This is a genomic window from Mesorhizobium sp. M0317 (assembly GCF_040321555.1).
Lineage (GTDB): Bacteria > Pseudomonadota > Alphaproteobacteria > Rhizobiales > Rhizobiaceae > Mesorhizobium.
This window is the reverse complement of record NZ_JAMYRV010000022.1, coordinates 1-13,364: the sequence shown is the minus strand read 5'-3', so window position 1 is coordinate 13,364 and position 13,364 is coordinate 1. Positions and strand designations below refer to the sequence as shown.

General features: G+C 64.6%; 15 protein-coding genes and 1 pseudogene. 6 read left to right on the top strand and 10 right to left on the bottom strand.

All coding sequences use genetic code 11. The annotated features are described in order from the left end of the window. Nucleotides 1–36: 36 nt before the first annotated feature. Nucleotides 37–978, top strand: coding sequence for a nucleoside hydrolase (locus NKI88_RS16675; protein WP_023698210.1), 942 nt, complete (start codon nucleotides 37–39; stop codon nucleotides 976–978). Between the two features lie 209 nt (nucleotides 979–1,187). Here NKI88_RS16675 and NKI88_RS16670 read toward each other — a convergent pair whose 3' ends face one another. The 5 genes from NKI88_RS16670 to NKI88_RS16650 form a co-directional block, all read right to left on the bottom strand. Further along, the gene (locus tag NKI88_RS16670; protein ID WP_245261353.1) at nucleotides 1,188–1,460 is read right to left on the bottom strand and encodes a hypothetical protein; all 273 of its coding nucleotides are present in this window, start codon (nucleotides 1,458–1,460) and stop codon (nucleotides 1,188–1,190) included. Between the two features lie 148 nt (nucleotides 1,461–1,608). Then, complete coding sequence (locus NKI88_RS16665) at nucleotides 1,609–2,223, bottom strand: LysE family translocator (protein WP_352656203.1); 615 nt, start codon at nucleotides 2,221–2,223, stop codon at nucleotides 1,609–1,611. A 96-nt stretch (nucleotides 2,224–2,319) separates the two neighbouring features. Beyond that, nucleotides 2,320–3,780, bottom strand: a complete 1,461-nt coding sequence (locus NKI88_RS16660; protein ID WP_352463572.1) for an amidase — start codon at nucleotides 3,778–3,780, stop codon at nucleotides 2,320–2,322. Continuing rightward, complete coding sequence (locus NKI88_RS16655) at nucleotides 3,777–4,685, bottom strand: ribokinase (RefSeq protein ID WP_023714115.1); 909 nt, start codon at nucleotides 4,683–4,685, stop codon at nucleotides 3,777–3,779. The genes NKI88_RS16660 and NKI88_RS16655 overlap by 4 nt, the downstream gene beginning before the upstream one ends. Before the next feature lie 141 nt (nucleotides 4,686–4,826). Then, nucleotides 4,827–5,732 carry a methylated-DNA--[protein]-cysteine S-methyltransferase gene (locus NKI88_RS16650; protein WP_031203907.1) on the bottom strand — a complete coding sequence of 302 codons (906 nt, stop codon included), beginning with the start codon at nucleotides 5,730–5,732 and terminating at the stop codon, nucleotides 4,827–4,829. Nucleotides 5,733–5,847: 115 nt separating this feature from the next. On the opposite strand from NKI88_RS16650, the gene NKI88_RS16645 reads away from it, so the two are divergent. Further along, nucleotides 5,848–6,663, top strand: a complete 816-nt coding sequence (locus tag NKI88_RS16645; RefSeq protein WP_352499025.1) for a class I SAM-dependent methyltransferase — start codon at nucleotides 5,848–5,850, stop codon at nucleotides 6,661–6,663. Nucleotides 6,664–6,673: 10 nt separating this feature from the next. Here NKI88_RS16645 and NKI88_RS16640 read toward each other — a convergent pair whose 3' ends face one another. Next, nucleotides 6,674–7,168 carry a DUF2244 domain-containing protein gene (locus tag NKI88_RS16640; protein WP_023669732.1) on the bottom strand — a complete coding sequence of 165 codons (495 nt, stop codon included), beginning with the start codon at nucleotides 7,166–7,168 and terminating at the stop codon, nucleotides 6,674–6,676. A 22-nt stretch (nucleotides 7,169–7,190) separates the two neighbouring features. Between NKI88_RS16640 and nth the strand changes: the two genes are divergently transcribed. Continuing rightward, the gene (gene nth, locus NKI88_RS16635) at nucleotides 7,191–8,024 is read left to right on the top strand and encodes an endonuclease III (protein WP_023683078.1); all 834 of its coding nucleotides are present in this window, start codon (nucleotides 7,191–7,193) and stop codon (nucleotides 8,022–8,024) included. Here the strand turns inward: nth and NKI88_RS16630 are convergent. The 4 genes from NKI88_RS16630 to NKI88_RS16615 form a co-directional block, all read right to left on the bottom strand. Beyond that, nucleotides 7,984–9,492, bottom strand: coding sequence for a tripartite tricarboxylate transporter permease (locus tag NKI88_RS16630; RefSeq protein ID WP_023683079.1), 1,509 nt, complete (start codon nucleotides 9,490–9,492; stop codon nucleotides 7,984–7,986). The two genes, nth and NKI88_RS16630, sit on opposite strands and share 41 nt — an antisense overlap. A gap of 9 nt (nucleotides 9,493–9,501) precedes the next feature. Next, entirely contained in the window at nucleotides 9,502–9,975 is a 474-nt protein-coding gene (locus NKI88_RS16625; protein WP_023686558.1) for a tripartite tricarboxylate transporter TctB family protein, read from the bottom strand. Nucleotides 9,976–10,069: 94 nt separating this feature from the next. Further along, nucleotides 10,070–11,047, bottom strand: a complete 978-nt coding sequence (locus NKI88_RS16620; RefSeq protein ID WP_023704194.1) for a tripartite tricarboxylate transporter substrate-binding protein — start codon at nucleotides 11,045–11,047, stop codon at nucleotides 10,070–10,072. Between the two features lie 178 nt (nucleotides 11,048–11,225). Then, nucleotides 11,226–11,681, bottom strand: a complete 456-nt coding sequence (locus NKI88_RS16615; RefSeq protein WP_023704193.1) for a DUF2214 family protein — start codon at nucleotides 11,679–11,681, stop codon at nucleotides 11,226–11,228. 141 nt (nucleotides 11,682–11,822) lie between these two features. Here NKI88_RS16615 and NKI88_RS16610 point away from each other — a divergent pair, with 141 nt between their 5' ends. The 3 genes and pseudogenes from NKI88_RS16610 to NKI88_RS16600 all read left to right on the top strand — a co-directional run. Next, a complete protein-coding gene (locus NKI88_RS16610) occupies nucleotides 11,823–12,053 on the top strand; it encodes a YdeI/OmpD-associated family protein (RefSeq protein ID WP_023683083.1) in 231 nt (76 codons plus the stop codon). 142 nt (nucleotides 12,054–12,195) lie between these two features. After that, nucleotides 12,196–12,735 (top strand): GNAT family N-acetyltransferase, encoded by a 540-nt coding sequence (locus NKI88_RS16605; protein WP_023686555.1) that lies wholly within the window; start codon nucleotides 12,196–12,198, stop codon nucleotides 12,733–12,735. A 120-nt stretch (nucleotides 12,736–12,855) separates the two neighbouring features. Further along, nucleotides 12,856–13,364, top strand: a pseudogene (locus NKI88_RS16600) (OmpA family protein); the annotation flags it as partial.

The following is a 13,364-nucleotide window of genomic DNA, read 5'->3' as shown; positions in this document are numbered from 1 at the left end:
CCCCGCCAAAAAGACTCCCCCGCATAAGGAAATGAAATGCCCCAGACCCGCAAGATCATCATCGACACGGATCCCGGCCAGGACGATGCCGTCGCCATATTGCTGGCGCTCGGCAGCGCCGAGCTGGAGATCGTCGGCATCTCTGCTGTTGCCGGCAACGTGCCGCTGAAATTGACCGAAAAGAACGCCAGGAAAATCTGCGAACTGGCCGGCCGGCCCGACATCAAGGTCTATGCAGGCGCCATCCGCCCGTTGGCGCGCGAGCTGGTCACCGCCGAGGAAGTGCATGGCAAGACCGGCCTCAACGGCCCGCAACTGCCCGATCCGAAGATGAAGCTGCAGGGCCAGTATGCGGTCGACTTCATCGTCGAGACGCTGATGAAGGAAGAGGCCGGCACGATCACGCTGTGCGCGCTCGGCCCGCTCACCAATGTCGCGCTGGCGCTGATCCGTGAGCCGAAGATCGCGCCGCGCATCAAGGAAATCGTACTGATGGGCGGCGGTTTCTTCGAAGGCGGCAATGTCACGCCGACCGCAGAATTCAACATCTATGTCGATCCGCAAGCCGCCGACCTGGTGTTCAAATCCGGCATTCCGATCGTCATGATGCCGCTCGACGTCACCCACAAGGCGCTGACCACGGCCAAGCGCACGCAGGCCATCCGCCAGCTCGGCACCCGGGTCGGCACCGCGACGGCCGAGATGCTGGAGTTCTTCGAGCGCTTCGACGAGGAGAAATACGGCACCGATGGCGGCCCGCTGCACGACCCCTGCGTCATCGCCTATCTGTTGAAGCCGGAGCTGTTCAAGGGCCGCAACTGCAACGTCACCGTCGAAACGACCTCCGAACTCACCATGGGCATGACCGTGATCGACTGGTGGGGCGTGACCAAGCGGCCGAAGAACGCCATGGTGATGCGCGACATCGACCATGACGCGTTTTTCGCGCTGCTGGTTGAGAGGTTGGCGCGGCTTTAGCTCTGTCTTTCCTTTCTCCCATTGTGGGTTCCGAAGGGACGGGGCGAGACAAGTGGCTCGCCCCCGGGCGGCGTCGCCGAAGGCGACGGATGTGGGGTGTTCCAGGGAACGCCCACGTCTCACTCCGCTGGAACACCCCTCATCCGTCTCGGCGCTATCGCGCCGATCCACCTTCTCCCACAGGGGGAGAAGGAAGGCGCCGCCGCCGTTCACTTTGCAAATCGATAGAAGACCATTCCATTCTCGCGCGTGACGCGCTCCATGTTTGCCGTCGCGCCGATCAGATGCGGCCGGTCGTCATCGACAAGAATGGACGAACCGCTTTCGAGCGAAACCAGATAAAGGGTGTGGTCGTGGTCCGATTGGGCGCTTTTGACCGTTGCGTGGATTGGCTCGACTGACCGGATAGGGCTCGCGTCATTCGTCCATTTGTAGAGCGCCGAAGGAACCATCATCGCGAACATGGCGACGATCAGGACCACGCCGGGCGCGTTCCTTTTCAAATCCCTATAAGTCCATGACATTTGAAAGAATCCCCAGCACAAAGTCATGTGGTGGCGTGGAGACTGACTTTCAATCAGCCTTCACGTACGGGCTCATTCTGCCGTTGGAAACGACCGTCCACGGTTGTTACTTCGCCTTCGAAAAAGCTAGCCACAGGCCGCCGCCGACCAGAAAGCTGCCGCTGATCCTGGACATCAGCTTAATGCGGCTTGCCGAGAGCAGGCGGCCGGCGCGGCTGGCGGCGAGAGCATAGGTGGAATCCGAGACGGCGGCGAAGATCATGGCGGTGAGGCCCATGACGACGATCTGCAGGGTGTAATTGCCCTGCGGGGCGATGAATTGCGGGAAGAAGGCGCCGAAGAACACCAGGGTCTTGGGGTTGCTCAGCGCCACGAGCAGGCCCTGCAGGAAGAAGCCGCCGCGCGGCTTTCTCGCGGTGCCGTCGGCATTCAGCGCGCCCTTGGAACGGAACATCTGCACCCCCATCCAGATCAGATAGGCGGCGCCGATCAGACGCACCCATTCGAACCAGTGGCCCATGCCCGCGATCAGCGTGTTGAGGCCGATGCCGACGATGGCGATCATGATGGCAAGCCCGGCCTGCGTGCCGGCGACATTGGCAAGCCCGGCGCGCGCGCCGTGGCGGATGCTGTTGGCGATGATCAGCGTCACCGTCGGACCGGGCACCAGGATGATGACGATGCAGGCAAGGACATAGGCGGCGTAGAGTTCCAGCGACATGGGGATTTCCTCGAGGATGCGCTTAGGCGGCTGGCTGCAATCAATGCATGGCGCCGGGGCTGGTGCAAGCCGTCGCAGACCGTGCCGCCCCTCGCGTCAGGACGCCCCCGCCTGCCAAGGCAAGGTCGCCTCATAGGCCGCGCCGGCCCTGAGCACGGCGAGGTCGCCGCGCGGGCGTCCGATCAGCTGCATGCCCATGGGACGGCCTTTGTCGTCGAAGCCGACCGGCACATTGAGCGCAGGACAGCCGCCGAGCGTGGCGAAGGCCGAAACCTGCATCCAGCGATGGTAGCTGTCCATCGCCCGCCCGGCGACCTCACTTGGCCAATGCGTGTCGACGTCGAAAGGAAACACCTGCGCAGTCGGCAGCGCGATGAGATCGAAGTGCTCGAACAGCGACAGCAGCGTCCGGTGCCAGGCGGTGCGGATGACCGAGGCCGCGCGGATTTGCGGCGCCGTCAGCCGCATGGCGTTCTCCACCTCCCAGACGGCTTCCGGCTTCAGCAGGGCGCGCTTGTGCGGGTCGTCATAATGGACTTTCAGCGCCGAGCCGCTGCTCGCCTGCCGCAGCGTCACGAAGGCTTGCCACAGTGCCTCGAAATCGAAATCCGGCAGCAAGGGCTCGGTCAGGAAGGATGCCTCCGCGAAGCGGCCGAGTGCGGCCTCGCACAGATCGAGGATGCCAGGCTCTACCGGCAGGTGACCGCCGAGATCACCGAGCCAGCCGACGCGGCCGCCGCTTGCCGGCGTTGCCAGCCCTTCGAGGAACGAGCCGGGTTTCTCCCAAGACAGCGGCGCGTGCGGGTGGTAGCCCGCCTGCACATCGAGCAGCAGCGCCATGTCGCTGATGCTGCGGCCCATCGGCCCGTCGATGCCCATCTGGGCATGAAAGACTTCGAGGTCCGGCCCACCGGGGACAAGGCCCTGCGACGGGCGGAAGCCAAAGACATTGTTCCACGCCGCCGGATTGCGGAGCGAGCCGCCGAAATCGCTGCCGTCGGCGACCGGGACCATGTCGAGCGCAAGGGCGACCGCTGCGCCGCCGCTCGAGCCGCCGGCGGTCAGCGCCGGATCGAACGCGTTCAGCGTCGGTCCGAAAACATTATTGTAGGTGTTGGATCCCAGCCCGAATTCGGGAACATTGGTCTTGCCGATGATGATGGCGCCGGCCTTGCGGATGCGCTCGACGAAGAAATCATCCTCCTGCGGCACGAAATCGGCGAAGATCGGCGAGCCGAAACTGGTCCTCAAGCCTCGCGTCATGGCGAGGTCCTTTATCGCCACCGGCAGGCCAAACAGCGAGCCGGCCGGCCCGCCTTGCGCCAGATCGGCGTCCGCCGCGTCGGCCTCGCGCAGGATGTCGGAGCGCTCGCGCAACGAGACGATGGCGTTGACCAGCGGGTTTGCCGCGTCGATGCGGTCGAGGAATGCGGCGACCAACTCGCGCACGGACAGGCGGCGCAGCCGGATCGCCTCGGCCAGGTCGACAGCGGACATCCGGCAGATGTCGCCGGCGGGGGGCACGGCGTGCTTCGTTGCGGGGCGCAGGGCTGTCATCCGGCGTTGTTGCGCAGGGCGGTGTCGACATCCGCCGCCAGCGGGATGGCCGGCTGGGCGCCGGGCTTCAGGCAGGCGAGCGAGCCGGCGGCTGCGGCGCGGGTGAGAGCCTGCTCCAGCGGCAGGTTGGACGCCAGCCCGGCAGCGAGATAACCGCAAAAAGTATCGCCGGCCCCGACCGTGTCGACCGGCGTGATTTTCAGCGCCGGCACGGTCAGGAAATCCTCCGGGGTCGCCGCCAGCACGCCGTCGCCGCCGAGCGTGACGACGATGGTGCGGCCGGTTTTGCCGGCGAAGTCGCGCATGCGCGCCGGGCGGTCGCGGCCTTTCAGCGACAGCGCCTCGCCGTAAAGGTCGAATTCGGTTTCGTTGGCGACGGCGTAGTCGGCCTTGCCGAGCAACGCTGCCGCCTCGCTACGGAACGGCGCGGTGTTGAGCACGGTGACCGCGGCGGCGGCGCGTGCGGCGTCGAGCGCTGCATCGACAGTCTGCAACGGGATCTCGTGCTGCAGCAGGACGACGTCGCCCTTCGCAAGGAAAGCCTTGGCGAGATCGCCGGGCAGCACCGAATCATTGGCGCCCGGCACCACGGCGATGACATTCTCGCCATCGGCGCCGACGAGGATCAGCGCCGTGCCGGTGGAGGCGAAGCTCTGGCCGACGCCGGAGAGATCGACCTTGCCGGCCACGAGCAAAGCGAGGGCTTCGGTTGCGAAATTGTCCTTGCCGACGGCGCCGACCATGCGCACCTTGGCGCCGGCGCGCGCCGCAGCCAGCGCCTGGTTGGCGCCCTTGCCGCCGGGCGCGGTGGTGAAGCCGGAGCCGCGGACCGTCTCGCCCGGCGAAGGCAGGCGGTCGACATTGGCGATAAGGTCGAGGTTGATCGAGCCGACAACGATGATCAAGAAAGCCTCCTGCGGAATGCGCGGGAAGCTAACCTGTAAGCCGGCGGCTTGCCAGAGCGTGCGGATGTTTTGCGCCGGGAGCTCGCAAAAAGAACAACACCGGCGAAGGGATTTCGCCGGTGTTGTTTGATGCGGGCAGCTTCAGGACGCGGTCTGGCCCGCTTCCCAACCGAGGATGGCGCGTTTGCGGGTCAGGCCCCAGTGGTAGCCGGTGAGTGCGCCGGACTTGCCCAGCGCCCGATGGCAAGGGACGACGAAGGACAATGGGTTGGCGCCGACCGCCGCCCCCACCGCCCGGCTGGCGTTTGGCGCGCCGATCCTGGAGGCGATCGAAGAATAAGTGCAGGCCTTGCCCATCGGGATCCTGAGCAGCGCGTCCCAGACGCGCAGCTGGAAGTCGGAGCCGATCATCACCACGCGCAGCGGCTGGTCGGCGCGCCACAATGTCGGATCGAAGATGCGCGCCGCATAGGGCTGGGTGGCGCTCATGTCCTCGACATAGGTGGCGTTCGGCCAGCGGCCCGACATGTCGGCGAAAGCCGCCCGCTCGCCGCCCGGATCGTTGAAGGCGAGCCCCGCAAGGCCACGGTCGGTGACCATGATCAGGGCGATGCCGAAGGGCGAGATGTGGTAGCCGTAGCGGATGGTCAGGCCAGCGCCGCGCGTCTTGTAGTCGCCCGGCGACATCGCCTCGTGGGTGACGAACAAATCGTGCAGCCGGCCGGGGCCGGACATGCCGAGTTCGAACGATGTTTCGAGGAGCGGCATGCCGGAATCGAGCAGTTTGCGGGCATGGTCGAGGGTGACCGCCTGCAGGAAGGCTTTTGGCGACAGGCCGGCCCAGCGGGTGAACAGCTTTTGCAGGCCCGTGGGTGTCTCGCCGACATCGGCTGCCAGGGCTTCCAGCGAGGGCTGGTCGCGATAGTCGAGGCTGATCTTCTCGATGGCGCGGCGCACGACCTCGTAGTCGCTGCCCTCGGGGGTGATGTCGTGCTGCAGGATCGCTGTCGGTTTCATCTGCGTATTCGTGGTCATCTGGGCGTTCATGGCAATATCTCCTTGACCGCGAATATCGGTCTTTCCGCCCCTTGCAACCACCCGAAACTTGCCTTGTTGCCGCCTGTTCCCAGATAAGTACTGGATTGCGCCCCGGGAGATGCCAATGGCCGGCGAAAGGGTGAATCTGAGCGGAGCAAGGGAGACCTTGCTGATGACGCTTTATGGCAAGGCACTGGAAAGCCGGCTGCCGCATTCGCTGCTCGGGGACCGCTTCGCCGACGAGGCCGTGCGCAAGATCGACTATGATTTCTCGCACCTCAAGGTCGACACCAATCTCGGCATCGGATTGGCGATTCGAGCCAAGACCTACGACGTGCGAGTTCAAGACTTCATCGCCAGAAATCCCGGCGCCATCGTGCTGCATCTCGGCTGCGGGCTCGATACGCGCATTTTCCGTGTCGATCCACCCGAAGGCGTGGAGTGGTTCGATGTCGATTTTCCGGATGTCATCGCGCTCCGGCGCAAGCTTTACCCGTCCCGCGACCATTACCACCTCGTCGGCTCTTCGGTAACCGACCCGGACTGGCTGGCAGAAGTGCCGCGCAATCGTCCGGCCGTCGTGGTGATGGAGGGGTTGACGCCTTATCTCCCGGTAGAGGAGGGGCCACGGCTGCTGTCACGCCTTGTCGCGCATCTTGCCGGCGGCGAGCTGATGTTCGACGCCTACAGCCACTTCGGCCTGAAGATGCTGCGCCTCAATCCGACCATCAGGGCGACGGGCGCCGAGGTTCACTGGGCGATCGACGACCCGCAGGTACTGGAGCGTGCCGTTCCGAAGCTGCGCTTTGTCGACGATATCTCGGCCTACAGCGCGGAACGCACAGCGCACATGAGCTGGTCCGCAAAACTGTTCATCGGGCTGTGGAGACACATTCCCGCATTGCGCAAGGTCGGCAGGATTTTACGCTACCGGTTCTGACGCGCCGGCTCTAACGCGTCCTGGCTTTTGTCAGAGCACGTGAAAATGCAGTGGCAAAACTCTCGCGGGAGTCAGGGTCCAGGAATGACCCGATCGGCACATTCTGTCCTTGTGCTTCCACCGTCATCCTGGTGATGCCGATCTCGGCATGGCGAGCGACGGAAAAGCGCGCCCAGAACGGGTTGAAGCGATGCGCTTCCGACTTTCCCGAGGGCGCCGTCTTGCGGATGTCGAGGCTGGTGCGCGACACCGACACTTCCTCGCGGGCACGGGCGGCACGATAGTTGGCGCGGAAGGCGATGTAGACGGCGATGACGTCGAGGCCGAAGAAGCCGAACACCGGCCAGGCGCCGCGCGACAGGAAAAACGCCCCGGTCACCACCCAGCCGAACAGCAGCGCGCCCATCAGCACGGCAAAGCCGGTGCGGCCCAGCGAGCGGTGCGGTGTCAGCAGCGCCTGGAAGAATGGCTCGTCGGCCTGAAACGAGGCGTTTGTGTCGCTCATCCCAGGATATTATAGGAGGGAAATGGCCAGCCCCAAGTCCAAAAATCTTTCCCTATCCAAAAGTGAACTGCCGCCCGGGCGGCGCGACGGCTCGAATGCCAAGCCGCGACCGCGGCCGGCGCGGCTCCGTTCGCTCTACAGCGCCGCCGAGGTGCATGAGATCTTCCGGCGGTTTTCGGTGCAGCGGCCCGAGCCGAAGGGCGAGCTCGAGCACGTCAACGCCTTCACGCTGCTGGTGGCCGTGGTGCTGTCGGCGCAGGCGACCGATGCCGGCGTCAACAAGGCGACGCGGGCGTTGTTCAAGGTCGCCGACACACCTGAAAAGATGCTGGCGCTGGGCGGAGCCAGGGTTGGCGAGTACATCCGCACCATCGGACTCTGGCGCAACAAGGCCAAGAATGTCGTGGCGCTCTCGGAGGCGCTGATACGCGATTACGGCGGCGAGGTGCCCAGCGAGCGCGATGAGTTGGTCAAGCTGCCGGGGGTCGGGCGCAAGACCGCCAATGTCGTGCTCAACATGGCGTTCGGCCAGCACACGATGGCGGTCGACACCCATATTTTCCGCATCGGCAACCGCCTCGGCCTGGCGCCAGGCAAGACGCCCGAACAGGTCGAGCAAGGGCTGCTGCGGATCATCCCGGACGAGTATATGCGCCATGCGCATCACTGGCTGATCCTGCATGGCCGCTATGTCTGCAAGGCGCGCAAGCCCGATTGCCCGGCCTGCGTCATCGCCGATCTCTGCAAGGCCGAGGTGAAGACGACAGACGTGCCGGCGCCGCTCGTGGAAATCGCGGCGCCCGGCGTCCCGACAACTAGCTTTCCTCCACGAACACCTCTTCGCGCTTCTTCTTGACCGACGGCAGGAAGACGACGACGAGCACGGCCAGTGCGACGAGCAGCAGGCCGGCGCTGATCGGCCGCGTCACGAAGGTCGAGGGGTCGCCGCGCGACAGGATCATGGCGCGGCGCAGGTTTTCCTCGAGCAGCGGGCCGAGCACGAAGCCGAGCAGCAGGGGTGCGGGTTCGCAGCGCAGCTTGGTCAGGATGTAGCCGAGCAGGCCGAAGAATGCGACCGCGTAGAGATCGAAGGCGTTGGTGTTGACGCTGTAAACGCCGATCGAGCAGAACGCCATGATGATCGGGAAGAGCACATAATAGGGGATCGTCAGCAGCTTCACCCATAGCCCGATCAGCGGCAGGTTCAGCACGATCAGCATCAGATTGCCGATCCACATCGAGGCGATGATGCCCCAGAACAGCGCCGGCTGCTCGATCGCGACATTGGGGCCGGGCACGATGCCCTGGATGATCATGGCGCCGATCATCAGCGCCATGACCGGATTGGCCGGAATGCCCAGCGTCAGCATCGGAATGAAGGAGGTCTGGGCGCCGGCATTGTTGGCCGATTCCGGGCCGGCGACGCCGGCGATGGCGCCCTTGCCGAACTCCTCCGGGTGTTTCGACACGCGCTTTTCGACCGTGTAGGAGGCAAAGGCCGCAAGCACCGCGCCGCCGCCGGGCAGGATGCCGAGCGCCGAACCGATGATCGTGCCGCGCACGATGGGCGCGGCCATCGCCTTGAAGTCGTCGCGGGTCGGCATCAGGCCGGAGACCTTTTTGATCATCACTGAGCGCTCGTGCTCGTTTTCGAGATTGCGCAGGATCTCGGCAACGCCGAAGACGCCGACCGCCACCGCGACGAAGTTCAGCCCGTCGGCATATTCGCGGATGCCGAGCGTGAAGCGCGGCGTGCCGGTGTAGATGTCGGTGCCGACAATGCCGAGCAGCAGGCCGAGCACGACCATCGCCAGCGCCTTGACGATCGAGCCGTGGGCGAGCGCGATGGACGAGACGAGGCCGACGATCATCAGCGAAAAATATTCGGCCGCGCCGAATTGCAGGGCTATTGCCGTCAGCGGCGGGGCAAAGACGGCGACGAGAAAGGTCGACACCGTGCCGGCGAAGAACGAGCCGATCGCGGCGATCGCCAGAGCCGCCCCGGCGCGACCGTTCCTGGCCATCTGGTAGCCGTCGATGGCGGTCACGGCCGAGGAGGATTCGCCGGGCATGTTGATGAGAATGGCGGTGGTCGAACCGCCATACTGGGCGCCGTAGTAGATGCCGGCCAGCATGATGAGGGACGAGACCGGGTCGCCGATCTGGAAGGTGATCGGCAGCAGCATGGCGATGGTTGCGGTGGCGCCGATGCCGGGCAGGACGCCGATCAGCGTGCCGAGCAGAACGCCGATGAGGCAAAAACCCAGATTGGCCGGCGTGGTGGCCGTCGAAAAGCCGAGTTCGAGGTTCCTGAGGAGGTCCATCTCAGCGCCTCACAATGCCAGCCATTGGGGCAACCAGGGGCCGAAGCGCTGGAATGGCAGCCCGAGCGCGTAGCTGAAGACCAGCACCGAAAACAGCGTCAGGCCGGCCGACAGCAGAAGTGCCGTCAGCGGCTTCATGCGGGCGCTGGCAAAAGAGGCGATCAGCGCCGTCAGGAAGATCGACGGGACGAAGCCGAGGCCGCGCACGGTCATGCCGAAAAAGATCGGCGCCGGCAGGATGAACAGCATGCCGCGCCACGCAATGGGGCCGATCGGCTCGCCCTCGACGCGCACCGCCTGGACGAGGATGATGGCGCCAAGCACGATCAGCACGATCGCCAGCACCAGCGGGAAATAGCCCGGTCCCATGCGGAAGGCGGTGCCGATTTCGAGGCCGAGCGATTGTATCGCGAAAAAGGCGCCGAAAAAGATGAACAGCGCGGCGCACAGGCCGTTTGTCCTGTCGATGGCGAAAGGTTTCATGGCGGTCCTCCCTGACCCTTGCGACGGCTGCCGTTGCAAATGTGAAACGGACGTCGAAGCGAAAACGGGGCGCCGGCAGCGCCCCGTTCAAGCCTCAGTCGGCGTATTGGCCGGCGGCTTCGATGATCGGCTTCCAACGCGTGATCTCGCCTTCCAGCTTGGCCTTCAGCGCTGCCGGCGTCGCGTCGGACTCGGACGACGGCTTGGTGCCCAGTTCGGCAAAGCGGGCGATGACGTTGGGGTCCTTCAGCGCGACCTGGAGCGATTTCGACAGTCGGCCGGTGATCTCGGCCGGCGTGCCCTTCGGCGCATAGAGGCCGTGCCAGATGCTGACCTGCACCGCGGGCAGGCCGGCTTCGATGGTCGTCGGCACGTCCTTCAGCACGTCGAGGCGTTCCGGCGTGGTGACGGCATAGGCCTTGATCGTGCCGCCCTGGATCTGCTTGGTGGTGTTGGTGGTCTGGTCGCACATAATGTCGACCTGGCCGCCGAGAAGGTCGGTCATGGCCGGGCCGGTGCCCTTGTAGGGTACGGTGACCAGCGGCGTGCCGATGGCGCTCATGAATAGCATGCCGCACAGATGCGAGGCAGCGCCGATGCCGGCATTGGCTACAGTGATGGTGTCCTTGTTGGTCTTGGCGTATTCGACCAGCCCTTTCAGGTCGGCCGGCTCCAGGTCCTTGCGGGCGACGATCGCCATCGGCACCTCGGTGACGAGGCCGACATACTCGAAGGCGTTCAGCGTGTCATAGGCGAGTTTTCTGTAGAGGGTCGCGCTGGTCGCCATGCCGATGTGATGGAGGAGCAGCGTGTAGCCATCCGGGTCGGCGTTGGCGACGCGGCCGGCGCCCAGCGTGCCGCCGGCGCCGCCGACATTTTCGACGATGATCTGCTGGCCAAGATCCTTCGACATGGCTTCGGCGACGAGCCGCGTAACCGTGTCGGTCGGACCGCCGGCCGCAAACGGCACGACGACGGTGATGGTGCGCTCGGGATAGGTCTGTGCGCTGGCGGCGAACGAATAAAGCGAGACGGCCGCGGCGGCGGCCAGGGCGGCTACAATTTTCCTCATCGTAATTCTCCTCCCAGGATATCAATCTCCGATCGCTGTGCAGGTCAGGCAGCGACGGTGCAACAAAGGCAAGCTAACAGATTGTCGCCTGACGCAAACTGCAAAATACAGCCGTGCGCAACCATGGCGATCAGTGCGGAGTATGCCCGGCGGAGATGGGTTTGGTGTTGGCGTTGCTTCAATAACCGTAGCCGCGCGCCATCGCCGCCGCGAAGATCGGGATCAGCAGGAAGATGAAGGCTTCGGCGCGCACATAGGTCTTCACCGAGGCGAGTTCCGCCACCGGCACCTGAAAGCCGGGATTTGCACTGGCTTGCCGCTTCCAGGAGATGAAGCGGATGGTCGGGATGATCGACAGCAGGCCAACGATGCCGAATGCCGCCATCTTGGCCCAGAACACCCAGTTGTAGACGTAGAATTCCCAGCCCTTCAGGCCGTAGATGACGCGGCAGATGCCGATGATGATGATCAGCATGGCGATGATGCCATAATGGCGGTCGATGCCGGCAAGCCGCTTGAGCGTGGCGGCGGAGAGGTCGCCGCGGATTAGGACAAATTCGGCGCCGATGATGCCGGCCAGCGACAACACCAGCAGATGATGGAAAATGGCAAGCACGAGATCGGTGGTGTCCATGGCGTTCTCCTCCCATTGGCGGTATCGAGACCGGCCCTTGCCGGACCGGTTGCGAAAGGTAGCATCGTTCGGCAGAATTCCCAGAGGCGGACCTGGGTTGGACCATCGGCGTCGCCATCCTGACAGCTGGGGTTTTCTGAAATGACCGGACTGAAGCGCGCCCTGAACCCGATGCCGGACGACATCCGCATCGCCCTGACCGAAAAAGGACTGACAGCGGCCTACGAGGCGCGGCCGGACTACCAGAAGAACGATTATCTCGGCTGGGTCGCCCGCGCCAAACGCAGCGACACCAGGCAGAAGCGGCTCGACCAGATGCTGGACGAATTGCGGCGCGGTGGGCTCTACATGAAGATGGTCTGGCACGGCTGAAAGTAAGCCGACGCTGTTCGCTTCGACCGTCTGGTCGCGCCAGGCCGTTCGGAAGCTTCCCTGGCTGAATGATGATCCGGCTTGGCCCTTGTCCGGGCGCGCTGGTTTGCTAAGCGCTGACCGTCAACGGAGGCAGAGTTTCATGGGCAGTCCAAAAACAGCCGGCGTCCCGGTTCTCGAAACGGAACGGACCATCATGCGGGCGCACCGGATCGAAGATTTCGACGACTATGCCGTCATGTGGGCCGACCCCGTCACCACCCGTTTCATAGGCGGCAAGCCGCGGACGCGGGAGGAAAGCTGGATGCGGTTCCTGCGGCATGCCGGCCTGTGGTCGCTGCTCGGCTACGGCTTCTGGGCGGTCGAGGACAAGGCCAGCGGTCGCTTCATCGGCGAAGCCGGATTCCACGACCTGAAGCGCGACATCGAGCCGTCGCTCGAGGGCATTCCGGAAGCCGGCTGGGCGCTGGCGCCGCAAGCGCATGGCAAGGGTCTTGCCAGCGAAGTCGTCAGAAGGGCCCTGGCCTGGGGCGACGAAACCTTTGCCGGCGCGAGAACCGTCTGCATCATCGATCCGGAAAACACCGGCTCGTTGAACGTTGCGGCAAAGTGCGGCTACACCAAGGTCCTGGAAACCACCTATCACGACGGGCTGACGATCCTGCTCGAACGGCGGGTGTGAAGCGCTTCATCGACGCAATTTCCACGTTCTGCCAGGGTTGGCTATTCTAATCTAGCTACGCAATTCCTGTGGGAAAACCGCTCACACTTTTCCTGGAATTGCTCTTTGGGGGAGCCGACCATGCGTGCGATCAATGCGATATTTCTGAAGCTTTTCTGGGCGGGGCTGCTGCTCCTGGCGGCCGTGCAACTGGCGGGCGCCGATGCGACGGTGCCGACCGCCGACATCGAGGGCGGTGCCGACAATCATCTGGCCAAGCGCTACGAGGGGTCGTTCATCGTCTCCTACGAAAAATTCGCCTATACCGATTTTACAGTGCCGCTGTCGCCGCTGAAGCCGAGCGCCGATCCGGATGCCCGTGACACGATGAACAACCGTGTGTTCGCGCCGGACAAGAAGGCCGAGGTCGAAGGCGCGCTGACCCGCATCGCCTATGTGCTGCCGGCCGAGCGCTCCCCGCTCGAAGTGCTGCGCAACTACCAGGATGTGATCGCGGCCGCCGGCGGCGAAGTCCTGTTCGAATGCAAGAAGGAAGAGTGCGGCGGCGCCCCCCCCCCCGGGGGGGCGCGGGGGGGGCGGGGGCGGGGGGGGCGCGTTGTTTTTGTTGAAGATAACCCCCCGCATCGCCG

Bases quoted from the DNA above. Each gene is read 5' to 3' on its own strand.
- NKI88_RS16615 (WP_023704193.1), bottom strand. From the start codon at position 11,681: ATGGACACCACCGATCTCGTGCTTGCCATTTTCCATCATCTGCTGGTG.
- NKI88_RS16610 (WP_023683083.1), top strand. From the start codon at position 11,823: ATGACCGGACTGAAGCGCGCCCTGAACCCGATGCCGGACGACATCCGC.
- NKI88_RS16640 (WP_023669732.1), bottom strand. From the start codon at position 7,168: ATGAGCGACACAAACGCCTCGTTTCAGGCCGACGAGCCATTCTTCCAG.
- NKI88_RS16625 (WP_023686558.1), bottom strand. From the start codon at position 9,975: ATGAAACCTTTCGCCATCGACAGGACAAACGGCCTGTGCGCCGCGCTG.
- NKI88_RS16645 (WP_352499025.1), top strand. From the start codon at position 5,848: ATGGCCGGCGAAAGGGTGAATCTGAGCGGAGCAAGGGAGACCTTGCTG.
- NKI88_RS16620 (WP_023704194.1), bottom strand. From the start codon at position 11,047: ATGAGGAAAATTGTAGCCGCCCTGGCCGCCGCCGCGGCCGTCTCGCTT.
- nth (WP_023683078.1), top strand. From the start codon at position 7,191: ATGGCCAGCCCCAAGTCCAAAAATCTTTCCCTATCCAAAAGTGAACTG.
- NKI88_RS16660 (WP_352463572.1), bottom strand. From the start codon at position 3,780: ATGACAGCCCTGCGCCCCGCAACGAAGCACGCCGTGCCCCCCGCCGGC.
- NKI88_RS16675 (WP_023698210.1), top strand. From the start codon at position 37: ATGCCCCAGACCCGCAAGATCATCATCGACACGGATCCCGGCCAGGAC.
- NKI88_RS16665 (WP_352656203.1), bottom strand. From the start codon at position 2,223: ATGTCGCTGGAACTCTACGCCGCCTATGTCCTTGCCTGCATCGTCATC.
- NKI88_RS16650 (WP_031203907.1), bottom strand. From the start codon at position 5,732: ATGAACGCCCAGATGACCACGAATACGCAGATGAAACCGACAGCGATC.
- NKI88_RS16605 (WP_023686555.1), top strand. From the start codon at position 12,196: ATGGGCAGTCCAAAAACAGCCGGCGTCCCGGTTCTCGAAACGGAACGG.
- NKI88_RS16630 (WP_023683079.1), bottom strand. From the start codon at position 9,492: ATGGACCTCCTCAGGAACCTCGAACTCGGCTTTTCGACGGCCACCACG.